The sequence below is a fragment of the Streptomyces sp. NBC_00414 genome (assembly GCF_036038375.1).
In the GTDB taxonomy this organism is placed as follows: domain Bacteria; phylum Actinomycetota; class Actinomycetes; order Streptomycetales; family Streptomycetaceae; genus Streptomyces.
On sequence record NZ_CP107935.1, the window covers coordinates 2,759,417 to 2,774,780 of the forward strand.

Sequence of the window (15,364 nt, forward strand, 5' to 3'; positions counted from 1 at the left end):
CGGGGCGCCGGAGGGGCTTCGGGGGTGACCGTCCCTCATGGACCACATCGGTGGGCCACAAGCCCGTACGGGAATTCAGTGGCGCGAATTCCCGTACGCGGTGAGGGACTTGTCGTTGCCTACTTCAGGCCGGCCTTGTCACAGGCGGACTTGAACTTGGCGGTGCAGATCTCGTCGACGGTGTAGATGCCGTCCTTGAGGACCGTGTCGTTGATGTTGGCCTTGGTCAGCGAGATGACCGGGACGAGCACCGACGGGACGCCCTTGGTGGTGGGGCTGTCGACCGAGTCCTTGGCGATGGAGTCGAGCTTCTCACCCTTGGCGAGCGCGACGGCCATCTGCGCGGCGACGTCCGCCTCCTGCGGGTAGGGCTTGTAGACGCTCATGAACTGCTCGCCGGAGACGATGCGCTGCACACCCGCCAGCTCGGCGTCCTGGCCGGTCACGGGCGGCAGCGGGGAGACGCCCGCGGCCTTGAGGGCGGTGATGATACCGCCGGCCATGCCGTCGTTGGCCGAGTAGACGCCGACGATCTTGTTCTTGCCGATCGCCGAGATGGCGCCTTCCATGTTGGCGTTGGCGTTCTCCGGCTTCCACTCCTTGGTGTCGTACGACTTGGCGATGTCCACCTTGCCGTCGAGCTCGGAGAGCGCGCCCTTCTTGAAGAGGGCGGCGTTCGGGTCGGTGACCGCGCCGTTCATCATGACGATCTTCGCGGTGGGCTTGGCCTTGTCGCCCAGGGCCTCCAGGAGCGCCTTGCCCTGGACGCGGCCGACCTCTTCGTTGTCGAAGGAGGTGTAGGCGTCGATCGGGCCCTCGGCCAGACGGTCGTACGCGACGACGGGGATGCCGGCGTCCTTGGCCTTCTTCACGCCGTTGGCGATGGCCTTGGAGTCCACCGCGTCCACGATCAGCACGTCCACCTTGTTGGTGATCATCGTGTCGACCTGCTGGGACTGGGTGGTGGCGTCCTGCTTGGCGTTGGCGTAGACGATCTCGCCCTTGTCGTTCGTGAGCTCCTTGACCTTCTTCTCGATCAGGGGCTTGTCGAACTTCTCGTACCGCGCGGTCTGGTTCTCCGGAAGGAGCAGACCGACCTTGATGTTGTCGCCCTTGGCGGCGGACTTCGTGGAGTCGCTCTTGTCGCCGGACTCCTCGGCGCTGCCACAGGCAGCCAGCGAGACGGCCATCGCACCAGCGGCAACGGCAAAGGCGGCGCGACGCATACGCGTATTCACTTCAGAAACCTCCCTGACGAGGCCGCGACGTTGCGGCCGAGGTGGCTGGAAGTCAACTCGGCCGCACGTGCGACGTCAAGAAGTAAATCCTTAACGGAATGGCAACGCTGCCATCCGTTCTCTAAGTGAAGGCAGGCGTGACAGCCGTGAGCGATCCATCCAAAAGGGTTGAATCGCCCATCTCGCCGAGCGCGAGGGCGAGGGCCCCGAGGACCTCCGCCCGACCGCCAAGTGCCCCTGGCAGAACGGATAGTTGACGTGCCGCACTGGGGATCGCATAGCGGCCGACGGACTCCCGGATGGGTCCTAGTACGAGCTCTCCGGCCTCGGCGAGATCACCGCCGAGCACCACCCGGCTCGGGTTGAGCAGATTGCACAGATTTGCTACTCCACTGCCGATATGTCGGCCGACGTCGGCGATCACCCGACGGCAGCCAGGGTCTCCGTCCCGTGCCAGCCGTACGACACCTTCCATGGTCAGATCCGTGCCGTGGCTGGACTGGAGGAGCGGCAGCACATAGCGCGCCGCCGCGAAGGTCTCCAGGCAGCCCCGGTTGCCGCAGCGGCAGACAGGGCCGGACTCATCAAGAGTAATATGCCCGATTTCTCCCGCTGTGCCACCCGGGCCGCGGTAGATCTTGCTGTTGATCACGAGCCCGGCGCCGACACCGCTGGCCACCTTGATGTACGCCAGGTCCCGGACGCCCCTGCCGCTCCCCCAGACGAGTTCCCCGAGGGCTCCCAGGTTGGCGTCGTTGTCGACGTGCACAGGGACCCCCAGCCGCCCCTGGAGCTCCTCGGCGGGCTTGGTGCCGGTCCAGCCCGGCAGGATCGCGGTGGAGCCGAGCGTGCCGGACTCCACGTCGATGGGCCCGGGCACGCCGAGACCCACCCCCGCGACCTTCGCACGGTCCACCCCGGTGGCCGCGATCAGGCGATTGACCAGCTGTTCCGCCCGGTCGAAGCCCTGCGCGGCGGAGGCGTCCACGTCCAGCGGCTCGGACTCCTCGGCCAGCACCTGGTGCGCCAGGTTCCCGACCGCCACGCGCAGATGCGTATGACCGAAGTCGACACCGATCACGATGCCGGCGTCGCCGCTCAGGCTGACGCTGCGGGCCCTTCGGCCGCCCGCCGAGGTGGGTGTGACCTCGACCGTCCCGCCGTCCTTCAGCTCCCGCACGATGTTGGAGACCGTGGCCGCGGACAGGCCCGTCGTCCTCGCGATCTCCGCCTGCGTGAGCGACCCGGCCAGGCGCACCGCGCGTACGACCCGTTCGAGATTGGCTCGGTGCAGCGACGACTGCGACCCCGGAGTCTCCACGACGACCTCCTGCGTACGGGGTCGCCTCGGTGAGACCCCGTCTATGTCCAACTAGTGAACTCTAAGCTGAGCCGTTTGGGTCGCCTCCCGTCAAGAGGTTGAGCAAGAGAGGGGCCGCGGACGCCCGCACACACCAGGGTGGCCCCGGCTCCAATCCGGGACCACCCTCGCAAACCGAACCGATGCCGCGGCCGTTACTTGAGCGCGCCCGCCGTCAGGCCCTGCACCACCTGGCGCTGGAAGACGATGTACGCGGCGAGCACCGGCAGCATCGCCATCACGAGGCCGGCGAAGAGTCCGGACCAGTCGCCCTTGTAACCCTGGCTGACCGCCAGCTGGACGAGGCCCTGGGTGAGCACCTTGTTCTCCGGCTCGGTGTTGAGCACCGTCGGCAGCAGGTACTGGTTCCACTGGCCCAGGAAGTTGAAGATGGTGATGCTGATCAGGCCGGGCTTGGCCATCGGCAGCATCACCTGGAAGAACGTCCTGGTGTGCGAGGCGCCGTCCACGAAGGCCGCCTCGGCCACCGAGGTCGGCAGGGTACGGAAGAAGGACGTCATGAAGAACACGGTGAACGGCAGCGAGTAGCCGATGTAGACCAGGATCAGTCCGGGCAGCGTGTTCAGCAGCGCGAGGTTCTGCATGACGTAGAACAGCGGGACCAGCGCCAGGATGATCGGGAAGCTCATTCCTCCGATGAAGAGGAAGTAGATGAAGCGGTTCCCGGGAAATTCGAAGCGCGCGAGGACGTAGGCCGCCATGGAGCCCAGCAGCATGGTGCCGAGGAGCGAGCACCCCACCACGATGATCGTGTTGAGGAAGTAGTCGCTCATGTTCGCCTCTGTCCAGGCGCGCGACCAGTTGTCGAAGTGCAACGTGTCGGGCAGCGCCCACGGCGAACTGAAGATGTCCTTGTCCCGCTTGAACGAGGTCATCACCGCCCAGAGCAGCGGCAGCACGACCATGAACGCCCAGAGGATCAGGAAGCCGTGCGAGAAGATGTTGAGGGTCCTGCCGGTGGCCTTCTCCTGCGGCTGGGCCGCGGGCGCCGTCTTGACGACGGGCGGCCTCTCCCCTGCGGTGTCGGCGGGAGGCGTGTCGGTCGTCTTCACTCGTGGCCTCCTCGCGGCTCGGTCAGCTCGGTTCGCATCAGTACTCCAGCCGCTCGCGCCGGCCCAGCCGCATCACGATCGCCACGAAGAGCAGCGTCACGAAGAGCAGGGCGACACCGATCGTCGTCGCGTAGGCGGCCTGGCCGTCGCGGAACGCCTTCTGGTAGACGTACAGCGGCAGGACGGTCGTCGAATAGTCGGGACCGCCGCCGTTCGGGCCCACGGTCATGATCTGTACGACCGCGAAGGACTCGGCGCCGAGCGCCAGGATGCCCACGTAGGCCCAGCCGGACTGCACGGTGTCCCAGAGCAGCGGCAGGGTGATCTTGAAGAATGTCGTGATGCGGTTCGCGCCGTCCAGCAGCGCCGCCTCGTAGTAGTCCTTGGGAATGGAGGCCATTCCCGCGGAGAAGAGCACCACGAAGAATCCGACGGTGCACCAGACCAGGACCGCGAAAACACACCACAGGGCGAGGTCCGGGTCGCCCAGCCAATCGGGCTGGACGCTGTCAAGACCCACCGCCTGCAAACCCGAGTTGATCGCACCGCTGTTGGGGTTGTACGCGAACTGGAACAGCAGCGCGACGATCGCGATCGACAGGACCTGTGGAAAGAAGTAGACCACCTTGTAGAACGAGGAACCGCGGACACCGGCGATCGCGGCATTCTTCCGGCGCCGTCCGCCCACATTGAGCATGAAGGCGAAGAACAGCGCCATGGTGAGCGTCACCAGCGGCAGCAGCACGACGAACATCACGCTGTGCTGCAACGACTTCCAGAAAACCTCGTCGTCGAGCAGTCTCGTGTAGTTCTTGAAGCCCACCATCTTGAACTCGGGGCTCAGACCGCTCCAGTCCGTGAACGAGTAGTAGATGGACTGGACGAAGGGCCAGATGACGAACAGGCTGTAAATGGCCAGGGGGGCCGTCAAGAACCCCACGATGAAACGGTATTTGCCGTGTTGCATTCCTACCGACCCGATCTTCCCGCGGGGGCTGCCGTCGACGCCGCACAGCCAGATCCTGTCTCCCCGGTCTTCGCGGGCGCACCGCACCGGATGCCGCGCGCCGATCCGCGAAGGCCGGGGAGACAGGGCCTGGAGCCGGGGCCCCGGACACCGTCCGGGGCCCCGGCCGCGCTCACTGGTGCTTGTAGTGCTGGATGTTGTCGTCCTTGGCCGCCTCGTCGGCGTACCCCTGGATCTTCTTGATCGCCTCGACCGGGGTGAGCCGGCCCGCCATCATCTCGCCGAGACCGCCGACACCGATCTTCTCCTTCTGGAGCGCCACGTACCAGTCCTGGATACGCGGGTTGACCACGTTGTCGCCGGCCTTCTCCAGGGCCGCGACACCGGACTTCAGACCCGGCGTCAGCTCGATGCCGTCGGTGCCGCCGTTGAAGGCGGTCAGCGACTTGACGGACGAGGTGAAGTTCTTGGACGAGGCCTCACTGAGCATGATGCGCAGCTGCTCCATGCCGCCGTCGGTGTTCTTGGCCTTGGCGGGCACGATGAAGGGCTCGCCACCGGACGCCCAGATGGTGCCGAAGGGCATCTTGTCGGAGCTGTCGATGCCGCTGGGCGCGTTCACCGCGAGGTTGAAGTCCTTCGGCATGGTCTTCGCCGCCTCGTTCTCCACCCAGGAGCCGTTGGGGATGAAGAGCGCCTTGCCCTCGGTCCAGGCGGTCTGGGACTGGATGTGGTCCAGGCCCGGGGTGCCCTTGAGGATGTACCCCTTCTTGTAGAGCTCGTAGTACGCCTCGAAACAGGTCTTGACGGCCGGGTGCTTCCAGGCGTTCGGCTCCAGGTTGTCGATGGCGTCGAGAACCTCGCGCCCGCCGACCTTGGCGATCATCGGGTAGAGCGAGAAGGGGATGTAGTACGGGTGCTTGCCCGCGTACGTCCAGCCCGCGATGCCCTTCTTCTTCGCCTTGGCGCAGACCGCGAGCATGTCGTCCCAGGTCTCCGGGTACGTCGCGTCGAGGGAGTCCAGCGCCTTCTGGGAGTACCACACGCCGTAGACGGTGTACGCGTAGTACATGATCCAGACCGGGTCGCCGTCGAACTGGCCCATCTCGACGATGCCGGGGCGCAGGGTGTCGCGGACCTTCTTGGCCGGGTCGTCGAAGGACGGCGCGTCCAGCAGCGGGGTGAGGTCCGAGAGCTGCTTCTTGCCGACGAGGACGCCCATGTCCATCTGCTCGGCACCCGAGTTGTCGATCAGGTCCGGCGGGGTCCCCTGGTTGAAGCGCGGCTGCAGGACCGACTGGATCTTCTGGGTCGAGGAGAACTTGACCTTGGCCTTCGGGAAGTTCTTCTCGTAGACCGCCTTGGCGTCCTCGGCGTACTGGGTGCCGAAACCGCCGTCGAAGATGACGATCTCCAGCGGCGCGGTCTCATTGACCGCGAGCGGGTTCTCCTTGGTCTTCTTGCCCTTGTCGACCTTTTCCTCGCCGCCGCTGTCACCGCTGGCACACGCGGACAGAAAAGCCATCGTGGGTACGGAAATCAGACCGAGCGCGGCGGACCGCTTGATCAGGTCGCGCCGGCCGACACCCTCGCGGTCGTTGTGTGCGGAAGTGGATCCCATGCTCAAGTCCTCGCCTTCATCAGGACTCAGGCGGTGAACCGGACCCTCCCCGGCACCGCGGTTGGTACTGCATTACCCGGGGAAACCCCCGGTCCCCCGGCAGGAAAAGCTGGTCGGACGGGCTGCCCGGCGCTTGAGCGAGGGGACGTCAGTAGAGCTGGATCGTGCCTGGAATACCGGGAGCCACGGGAATGCACGGCGAGTCGCTGATCGCCACACCCCTCACCTCCGGCCTCTGCCTGTCCGCGACCGGTCGAACGACTGGGGCGGACGCCGACAGGTATAGTCCACTTCCCGCCAACGGAGCAAGATCGAATGCACAGTTGGCCGACACTCTTTCCCGAAGTGAGACCTCGCGGAAATATGAGCTGCCCGGACGCTTGCCACACAGCGGGTGATCAGGCAACGATCAGTGCCCGAACAGGAAGCCGACAGGTGGGCCCACGAGGGGGCCGCCGAGTCGGCTGTCGGCGATACCCCCGTACGCCTCATCCAACACCCTTGACATCAATGGTCACTTGACTCCCTACTGGACCTGCGCAGCGAATTTGACAACGTTGTCCAGGCGCACGTGACAGGGAGGGTGCTGGCGCATGCACCAGAATTCTCGGCAAGGGTCTCGGTACAGATCCCCGCTCGGAACACGGCACGGGTGGGGTTCCACGGCGGTCCTCGGAGCGGCCGCCTTCGCACTGGTGGTGGCCTCGCAGGGCGCCGCCGTAGCCCGTCCCGGTGAAGCGGCGGCCGCGGAGCGGGAGTTCGGCTCCTCCTTCGAGACGGGCCAACCCGCACCCGACTGGCTCAACACGGTCGACACCTCGGCCGACGGCACGAAGCGCGCGTCGGGCGTCGACGGCGGTTTCAGCACCGGCATTCCCGGCAATGTGACGGACCACGTCACGGACGTCCGCGCGAGCGCCGAGAACACCGGCGGGGGCGAGGTGAAGGAGAACCTCACCGATGTCGAGCCCGGCACCAAGTGGCTGACCTTCGCGCCCACCGGCTGGGTCGAGTTCGATCTGGACGCCCCCGTCAAGCTGGTCACCTACGCGCTGACGTCGGCCAACGACCACGACGAGCGCGACCCCGTCGACTGGACCTTCCAGGGCTCCACGGACGGCAAGGACTGGAAGACCCTCGACACCCGGACCGGCGAGTCCTTCGGCGAGCGGTTCCAGACGAAGTCGTACAAGCTCGGCGAACCAGCCGAATACGAGCACTTCCGGCTCGACATCACCAAGAACAACGGCGCCTCCGACGCCCTGCAGCTCGCCGACGTCCAGTTCTCGACGGGCGACGAGGAGGACCCGACTCCCAAGGACATGCTCTCCCTCGTGGACCGCGGTCCGAGCGGCTCCCCGACGGCCAAGTCGGGCGCGGGCTTCACCGGCAAGAAGGCCCTGCGGTACGCGGGCACCCACAAGACGGACGGGCGCGCCTACTCGTACAACAAGGTCTTCGACGTGAACGTGGCCGTCGGCCGCGACACCGAGCTGGCGTACCGGATCTATCCGTCGATGGCGGACGGCGACCGGGACTACGACGCCACGAACGTGTCGGTGGACCTGGCCTTCACGGACGGCACCTACCTCAGTGACCTGCGCGCCCAGGACCAGCACGGGTTCGCGCTGACACCGCAGGGCCAGGGCGCCTCGAAGGTGCTGTACGTCAACCAGTGGAACAACGTGACCTCGCGGATCGGCTCGGTCGCGGCCGGCCGGACCGTCGACCGGATCCTGGTCGCGTACGACTCCGCGAAGGGTCCCGCCAAGTTCCGGGGCTGGCTGGACGACGTGAACCTGAGCGTGAAGAAGCCCGGGAAGCCGAAGGCGCATCTCTCGGACTACGCGTCGACCACCCGCGGCACCAACTCCAGCGGCGGCTTCTCGCGCGGCAACAACTTCCCCGCGACGGCCGTGCCGCACGGCTTCAACTTCTGGACGCCGGTGACGAACGCGGGTTCGCTGAGCTGGCTGTACGACTACGCGCGCTCCAACAACGCGGACAACCTGCCCACCGTCCAGGCGTTCAGCGCGAGCCACGAGCCGAGCCCGTGGATGGGCGACCGGCAGACCTTCCAGGTGATGCCGTCGGCCGCCGCCGGCACCCCGGAGACGGGCCGCACCGCCCGCGCGCTGCCCTTCAAGCACGAGAACGAGACGGCACGCCCGTACTACTACGGGGTGACGTTCGAGAACGGGCTGAAGACGGAGATCACGCCGACGGACCACGCGGCGTCCATGCGGTTCACCTTCCCCGGTGACGACGCGAACGTCCTCTTCGACAACGTCACGGACCAGGCGGGCCTCACCCTCGACAAGGAGAGCGGCACCTTCACCGGCTACTCGGACGTGAAGTCCGGTCTGTCGACGGGCGCCACCCGCCTCTTCGTGTACGGGACCTTCGACGCGCCCGTGAAGGACGGCAGCTCCACCGGCGTCAAGGGCTACCTCAAGTTCCAGCCCGGCGCCGACCGCACCGTCACCCTGCGCATCGCCACGTCCCTGATCAGCATCGACCAGGCCAAGGACAACCTCCGCCAGGAGATCCCGGACGGTACGTCCTTCGACAAGGTCAAGTCGCGCGCCCAGCAGGCGTGGGACAGGATCCTGGGCAAGGTCGAGGTCGAGGGCGCGACCCCGGACCAGCTGACGACGCTCTACTCCAGCCTCTACCGGCTGTACCTGTACCCGAACTCCGGCTTCGAGAAGGTGGACGGCAAGTACCAGTACGCCTCGCCGTTCTCGCCGATGCCGGGCCCGGACACCCCGACGCACACCGGCGCGAAGATCGTCGACGGCAAGGTGTACGTCAACAACGGCTTCTGGGACACCTACCGGACGACGTGGCCCGCGTACTCGCTCCTCACGCCCGGCCAGGCCGGTGAGATGGCCGACGGCTTCGTGCAGCAGTACAAGGACGGCGGCTGGACCTCGCGCTGGTCCTCGCCCGGCTACGCGGACCTGATGACCGGCACCTCCTCGGACGTGGCGTTCGCGGACGCGTACGTGAAGGGCGTCGACTTCGACGCGGAGTCGGCGTACGACGCGGCCGTGAAGAACGCGACCGTCGTGCCGCCCTCCTCGGGTGTGGGCCGCAAGGGCATGACCACCTCGCCCTTCATCGGCTACACGAGCACCGACACCCATGAGGGCCTGTCGTGGGCGCTGGAGGGCTACCTCAACGACTACGGCATCTCGAAGATGGGCGAGGCGCTCTACAGGAAGACCGGCAAGAAGAAGTACAAGGAGGAGTCCGCGTACTTCCTCAACCGCGCCCAGGACTACGTCAACCTCTACGACTCGAAGGCCGGCTTCTTCCAGGGCCGGGACGCCAAGGGCGACTGGCGGGTGGACTCCGACAAGTTCGACCCGCGCGTGTGGGGCTACGACTACACGGAGACCAACGGCTGGGGCTACGCCTTCACCGCGCCGCAGGACTCGCGCGGGCTCGCCAACCTGTACGGCGGCCGGTCGGGACTCGCCGAGAAGCTGGACACGTACTTCAGCACCCCGGAGACCGCCGCACCCGAGTTCGTCGGCTCCTACGGGGGCGTCATCCACGAGATGACCGAGGCCCGCGACGTACGCATGGGCATGTACGGGCACTCCAACCAGGTGGCCCACCACGTCAACTACATGTACGACGCGGCCGGTCAGCCCTGGAAGACCCAGAAGAACGTGCGTGAGGTCCTCTCCCGCCTCTACGCGGGCAGTGAGATCGGCCAGGGCTACCACGGCGACGAGGACAACGGCGAGCAGTCGGCCTGGTACCTCTTCTCCTCGCTCGGCTTCTACCCGCTGGTCATGGGCAGCGGCGAATACGCCGTCGGCTCACCGCTGTTCACCAAGGCGACCGTGCACCTGGAGAACGGCCGCGACCTCGTCGTGAAGGCCCCGAAGAACAGCGCGAAGAACATCTACGTGCAGGGCCTGAAGGTCAACGGCAAGAAGTGGACGTCGACCTCGCTCCCGCACTCGGTCATCTCCCGCGGCGCGGTGATCGAGTTCGACATGGGGCCGAAGCCGTCCTCGTGGGGCACCGGGAAGAACGCGGCGCCCGTGTCGATCACACAGGACGACAAGGTGCCGGCGCCCCGGACGGATCTCGCCAAGGGCGAGGGCGCGCTGTTCGACAACACGTCGGCCACGAACGCCACCGTGGCGTCCGCGGACCTGCCGACCGCCGATCCGGCCAAGGCCGTCCAGTACACGCTGACGTCGGCGGAGGCCGCCAAGGCACCCAAGGGCTGGGTCCTGCAGGGCTCGTCCGACGGGACCAAGTGGAAGGACCTCGACAAGCGTTCCGGGCAGTCCTTCGCCTGGGACAAGCAGACGCGGGCGTTCTCGGTCGCGGCACCCGGCACGTACACGAAGTACCGCCTGGTCCTCGACGGTGAGGCGACTCTCGCGGAGGTCGAACTGCTGGGCTGACGCCCTGCGCTCGACCCCCTGGAGAACACGCACGGCGCACACGGCACCGGTTACGGCAGGACGGTAACCGGTGCCGTGTCGTCGGCGGGGTCGGGGTCGCGGCGGCCGGGCTCGTCGGTGTCCGTCACCCGCACACTCCCCTCGGACGGTCCGCCGAGCCGGAGCTCGAAGTCGAAGGTGCGCGACTCCCCCGGTTCCAGTCCGCCCTGCAACCGGCAGGAGTACGTGCCCTTGTCGAGGTCGCAGTAGGGCTCGTACACGTCCTCGTCGATGGCCTCCATGGGCTGCTTCACCACGGTGGCGCTCTCCGGCGGGGTGAACAGCAAGGTCGTGCTCCCGGGGGTGGCGGGCCCGTTGTTGCGGACCTTCAGACGCACGGTGTGCTCGGAGCCGCGCTTGCCGCTCACCTCGGCGCCGAACACCTCGAAGTCGGCGTGGGTGTCCACCCGTACCTCGCTCCACGCGTCGCCGCCGGCGAACGTCCCCTTCAGGTCGGGCCCCTTCGCGGTCCCGGTCGTCAGCCCCGGGCCGTCGCCGGGGTCGCCGCCCTCGGGTACGACGCTGTACTGCGCGGGGCCCATGTCCAGGGCCCACGCCTCCTGGTGGAAGGAGGTGTACATGTGGGTGGCGGAGACGTCCAGCGCCAGGTCCGGGTGGAGGACTACCGCCTTCCCGGGCGCGATGCGAAGGCGGGGGAACTCGCACACCGCCAGGTGGTCCTTCCGGGGCTCCGGATAACGGCGGTTGCCGTACCGGTCCTCGAAGGCCAGGCCGCTGCCGACGGAGATCTGCAGGCCCACGCCCCGCACGGGCACCTCCCCGGTGTTGCGGACGACGACGGGTGTACGGAGGACGGAGCCGGGCCCGACGTCCTCGAACACCTTCGTCGTCCGTACCTTCACCACGGGCTCGCCGACGACGACCCGCGTGCGGGCGCTGAGCGTCCTGCCCTTCTGCGTGGTGAACCGGAGACGGACCGTCGCGCTGTCGCCGGGCCTGCCGCCCGGGGCCGCGTACGGGTACACCCGGTCCAGGTCGGCCCAGCTGTCGTACGCGCCGCTCACCTCGCAGACGACCCGGGTGGCGGTCCCGGAGCACCTGGGGTTCTTCTTGCGGATCTTCGAGATCTTGAGCCGTACGGCCTGCCCGGACCCGGTGACCTGCACGGTGAGCCGGTGGTCCTGCGTTCCGGTGCGGCTCCTGGCCGTCACGTCCTCGGCCTGGACGTGGAAGGGCGTCTTCTTCTCCGGGCCGGAGTCGTCCCCGTGCGGCCGCAGATAGAACAGGTCCGGCGCCGAGATCCACGACTTCTCCCCGGAGTCGAGGATCGCACCGCACCCGGTGAGTCCGCCCAGCAGCATCACCAGCGCCAGACAGAGGGCCAAGGGCCGCGGTGCAATGCCGCGCTCACGCATGGCCACTCCCCCGGGAGGATCGTCGGAATCGCACACGCTACCGGCTCGACCGGACGGGCCCGGAAAAGGCGGACCCGCCCGGCTCCGGCCGTGCTGCGACACGAACCTCAGAAGTGGCTCAAGGTTTCAACTGCATTGGCAGCGCGGTCCGTTGGAGAGGTAGAGTCGTTTTCAGACCGCCGGACAACGTTGTCGCGTCCGCGGTCGGCACGAACCTCATCCCCTCCGGCCAGGCATTCCCCCGACCTGCCCGGCTCGCGGACCCGGTGGATTACGGCCACCGGGTCCGCCCAGAGCGGACCGCGCGCACGACGCCCGGGGCCGGTCCTGAACCGCCCCCGGACCGGCTCAGCCCGGCCGGCACGCCAGGGCGGTCGCCGTATCACCTCCGGAACCCTGGACCACGTATCCGAACGTGGCACTCTCGCCCGGATCGAGCGACCCGTTCCAGTCGGCGTTGTGCACCATCACGTTCTGCCCGGAGTACGTGGCGTTGCCGCTCCAGAGGCTGGCGACGGACTGTCCGCCCGGCAGCGACCAGTCGACCATCCAGCCGAGCAGCGACACGTCCCCGCTGTTGGTGACGGTCACCTCGGACTGGTAGCCGCCCGACCAACTGCCCGTCGTACGGCGGGTGGCGGAGCAGGCGCCGGCCGGGGGCTCGGTCGGGTTGCCCGGGTCGTGGATGCCCGTCACCTCTCCGTTGCCGCCGTCGAAGACGATGTCGGAGCAGGAGTAGAAGGTCTCCGCACTGTCCGAGCGCTGCCAGACCATGTAGACGACATGGCGGCCCGACTTGCCGGACGGGAGCTTGCCGGACCAGGAGTAGTTGGCCTCGACCGTGCCCGGGGACCCGTTGAGCGGCGGGTGGTCGACACTCAGGAACGGCTGTTCCTCCATGTCGTTCCAGGTGAGCGCCTTGGTCGGGTCGTAGCCGTCCTTGGTCAGGTAGACGTAGAACCAACCCGGGTGCGCCGCCCAGGCGTTGTAGGAGAAGTCGACGGTGGCGCCCGAGGTGAGGTGGGTGATCGGCCAGTCGGCGCTCGGAGTGTTGAAGCCGGTGAAGTTGGTGTTGCCGCCACTGCACAGTTCGCCGTCGGGCACGAAGCCGCGGGTGCGGCCGGCTCCGTCGGAGCGCAGGACCGAGAACCAGTTGTAGAACGGCGTCGTGCCGCTGACCTGCTGCGCCGCCTTGCAGGCGGGGTTGATCGGCTTGATCTCACCTGTGTCGGTGAGTGCGTCCTGCCAGCACAGGAAGGTACGGCTGGCGGGCTTCATGGGGGTGCCGTGGGCCTCGGCCTCACCGCCCGCCGAGACGACCAGGCCGAGAGCGGGGACCGTGACGACCAGGGCCAGCAGGATGAGGAGGAAGGCTCTGCCCCGGGCGGGGAGCGGTGGGCGGCGTGGAGGGCGCCGGGTCGGTGGGGTCGGTGCGGTTGTCAGGATCATGACAGTAGAGTCCATCCCTTCGTTCACAGGCCGTGGGGTGTGCGTGTGGTGTACGTGCGGGATGCGTGCGGCGTACGTACGGGATGCGTGGGGTGTACGTACGGGATGCGTGGGGTGGGAGCGGTCCCGGGGCGGGTTCCGGTCCACCCGGAATGGGAGCGCTCCCACCCCACGTGCTGTCGAAGCTAGCGCGGAGCGATGCACATGTAAACGGCTGGCGCGCGAGGGCCGCACCCGGACGGGTGCGGCCCTCGCGATGACGGGAGACCCGGATGACGGGAGACTCCAAGTGCGCTGTGCCTCAACGGTGGTGAGGAGACGTCAGGTAGTGCTGTCGCAGCAGCTCCTTCCCGTAGTCGTTGCCGTTCGGGGTGCGGATGACGGAGTGGACGTGCATCTGGGTCGCGCCGCTGCCCTGCGAGGCGCCGTACGCGCCCGCGAGCGGGCCGGGGGCCTGGCAGTCGACCTCGACCCAGACGACCGGGCTGTGCACCCGGACGTAGAAGGCGGAGTCGTCCGCGATGCCGCCCGCCCAGGTGACGTACGTGTCGTTCAGATGGGCCCGGACCTCGGCCAGCCTGGCCTTGGCGACATCGGCCTTGGCGCGGCCGGTGAAGGCCTCCACGATGCCGAGCAGTTTCAGCTTCTGGGCGCCGGTGAGGGTCCTGCCGCGGATGCCGGTGTACTCCTGGACCGCGTTGTCGGCGAAGGCGCCCGCCTTCATCGACTCGTTCGACTTGGTCGTGGACTCGATCGCGACCGTCCGCTGGTCCTCGGTGAGGGAGTTGATGAAGGCGAGGCTCGCCTCCACCTCCTCCTTGCACACGGAGACGGTCGTGCCCTCGATCTCGATCTCGGTCGGTTCCGAACCCCAGAAACAGGGGCTCATGACGACCTGGTCGCCGAGCACGAAGTAGTTGATGACCAGGTGGTGCCCGTCGAACTGGAAACCCCAGGGTTCGGTCGCGGACGGCGTGCCCATGACCGTGTAGTAGAAGGCTTCCTCGTTGAAGGCGTCCGTGTTGTCGATCGCCTCTCCGGCGGCCTGGTTGATCCTGCGGATCCTCTCGGTGGTCTCCAGGCCTTCTGCGCTGAGCGCCGACTTCAACAGCGCCTTGCCGAGGGCCTGTTGCTCGTCGGAGAGGTCGGCGATCGAGACGCCCTGGCGGTCGTACGCGTCGACGTTGCTCCACAGCCGCCACTCGGTGGAGTGGACGGTGAACTGCGTCGACGACTTCTGTACGGCGCTCAGTCCGGCCAGGAAGGCGTTCGCCGCGGCGATCACCGGGGCGGTCGCGACGCCCTCGGAGTGGACCGTGAAGAGGTCGTCGATCTTCTTGCCGTCGGTGGTCAGGCCGAAGAAGTCCTCGGTGATCGACTGGTTGCCGGGGCCTCCGGCACCGCCGGGCCCTCCGGTGGGGGCGCCGGTGGGGGTGGCGCTCGGGTCGGCCGAGGCGGTCGCGCCGGTGTCGTCGGCGGCGAGGGCGGCCCAGGCTCCCGCCCCGCCCATCGTCGCGACCGCCGTCGCGCCGCCGGCGAAGAAGACCTTGCGCATGAAGTTCCGTCGACCGGCGCGGGCCTGACGGCCCGTCTGCGGCTCCTGCGCCGCGGGCTCCTCGGTGTCGAGCTCGGTCATCGCAGCGGGGTCCCTTCGCCTTGGGCCGGTCCCTTGCGGACGGCCGTGCGACGACTGTGTACGGGGAACCTGAGTGCTACCTGAAGTGGGGGGTGGGGCGGGGGCGGTCGGTCGGGTGCGGTCGCGTTGCGGCCGGTCGCGCAGTTCCCCGCGCCCCTAAAGGCGACAAGAT

At 67.6% G+C, this 15,364-nt stretch carries 9 protein-coding genes; 1 reads left to right on the forward strand and 8 read right to left on the reverse strand.

What is annotated here, in order from left to right; translation table 11 throughout:
* Positions 1–119 precede the first annotated feature (119 nt).
* The 5 genes from OHS59_RS11800 to ngcE form a co-directional block, all read right to left on the reverse strand.
* The gene (locus OHS59_RS11800; RefSeq protein ID WP_328499172.1) at positions 120–1,226 is read right to left on the reverse strand and encodes an ABC transporter substrate-binding protein; all 1,107 of its coding nucleotides are present in this window, start codon (positions 1,224–1,226) and stop codon (positions 120–122) included.
* 133 nt (positions 1,227–1,359) lie between these two features.
* A complete protein-coding gene (locus OHS59_RS11805; RefSeq protein WP_328493357.1) occupies positions 1,360–2,559 on the reverse strand; it encodes an ROK family transcriptional regulator in 1,200 nt (399 codons plus the stop codon).
* A gap of 194 nt (positions 2,560–2,753) precedes the next feature.
* A complete protein-coding gene (locus OHS59_RS11810) occupies positions 2,754–3,671 on the reverse strand; it encodes a carbohydrate ABC transporter permease (RefSeq protein ID WP_328493358.1) in 918 nt (305 codons plus the stop codon).
* Positions 3,672–3,708: 37 nt separating this feature from the next.
* On the reverse strand, positions 3,709–4,638 hold the full coding sequence (locus tag OHS59_RS11815) for a carbohydrate ABC transporter permease (RefSeq protein ID WP_328493359.1): 930 nt from the start codon (positions 4,636–4,638) through the stop codon (positions 3,709–3,711).
* A gap of 172 nt (positions 4,639–4,810) precedes the next feature.
* On the reverse strand, positions 4,811–6,259 hold the full coding sequence (gene ngcE / locus OHS59_RS11820; RefSeq protein WP_328493360.1) for an N-acetylglucosamine/diacetylchitobiose ABC transporter substrate-binding protein: 1,449 nt from the start codon (positions 6,257–6,259) through the stop codon (positions 4,811–4,813).
* A 593-nt stretch (positions 6,260–6,852) separates the two neighbouring features.
* On the opposite strand from ngcE, the gene OHS59_RS11825 reads away from it, so the two are divergent.
* Positions 6,853–10,692, forward strand: coding sequence for a GH92 family glycosyl hydrolase (locus OHS59_RS11825; protein ID WP_443061425.1), 3,840 nt, complete (start codon positions 6,853–6,855; stop codon positions 10,690–10,692).
* Between the two features lie 50 nt (positions 10,693–10,742).
* On the opposite strand, the gene OHS59_RS11830 is transcribed toward OHS59_RS11825, so the two are convergent.
* The 3 genes from OHS59_RS11830 to OHS59_RS11840 all read right to left on the reverse strand — a co-directional run bounded on the left by OHS59_RS11830 (position 10,743) and on the right by OHS59_RS11840 (position 15,192).
* On the reverse strand, positions 10,743–12,107 hold the full coding sequence (locus OHS59_RS11830) for a hypothetical protein (RefSeq protein WP_328493361.1): 1,365 nt from the start codon (positions 12,105–12,107) through the stop codon (positions 10,743–10,745).
* A 348-nt stretch (positions 12,108–12,455) separates the two neighbouring features.
* Complete coding sequence (locus tag OHS59_RS11835) at positions 12,456–13,556, reverse strand: lytic polysaccharide monooxygenase auxiliary activity family 9 protein (RefSeq protein WP_328493362.1); 1,101 nt, start codon at positions 13,554–13,556, stop codon at positions 12,456–12,458.
* A 301-nt stretch (positions 13,557–13,857) separates the two neighbouring features.
* Entirely contained in the window at positions 13,858–15,192 is a 1,335-nt protein-coding gene (locus OHS59_RS11840; RefSeq protein WP_328493363.1) for a DUF3500 domain-containing protein, read from the reverse strand.
* Positions 15,193–15,364 lie beyond the last annotated feature (172 nt).

What these genes read in the sequence shown, in the direction of transcription:
- OHS59_RS11800 (WP_328499172.1), bottom strand. Translation starts at nt 1,226, where the DNA reads ATGCGTCGCGCCGCCTTTGCCGTTGCCGCTGGTGCGATGGCCGTCTCG.
- OHS59_RS11825 (WP_443061425.1), top strand. Translation starts at nt 6,853, where the DNA reads ATGCACCAGAATTCTCGGCAAGGGTCTCGGTACAGATCCCCGCTCGGA.
- ngcE (WP_328493360.1), bottom strand. Translation starts at nt 6,259, where the DNA reads ATGGGATCCACTTCCGCACACAACGACCGCGAGGGTGTCGGCCGGCGC.
- OHS59_RS11830 (WP_328493361.1), bottom strand. Translation starts at nt 12,107, where the DNA reads ATGCGTGAGCGCGGCATTGCACCGCGGCCCTTGGCCCTCTGTCTGGCG.
- OHS59_RS11840 (WP_328493363.1), bottom strand. Translation starts at nt 15,192, where the DNA reads ATGACCGAGCTCGACACCGAGGAGCCCGCGGCGCAGGAGCCGCAGACG.
- OHS59_RS11835 (WP_328493362.1), bottom strand. Translation starts at nt 13,556, where the DNA reads ATGATCCTGACAACCGCACCGACCCCACCGACCCGGCGCCCTCCACGC.
- OHS59_RS11815 (WP_328493359.1), bottom strand. Translation starts at nt 4,638, where the DNA reads ATGCAACACGGCAAATACCGTTTCATCGTGGGGTTCTTGACGGCCCCC.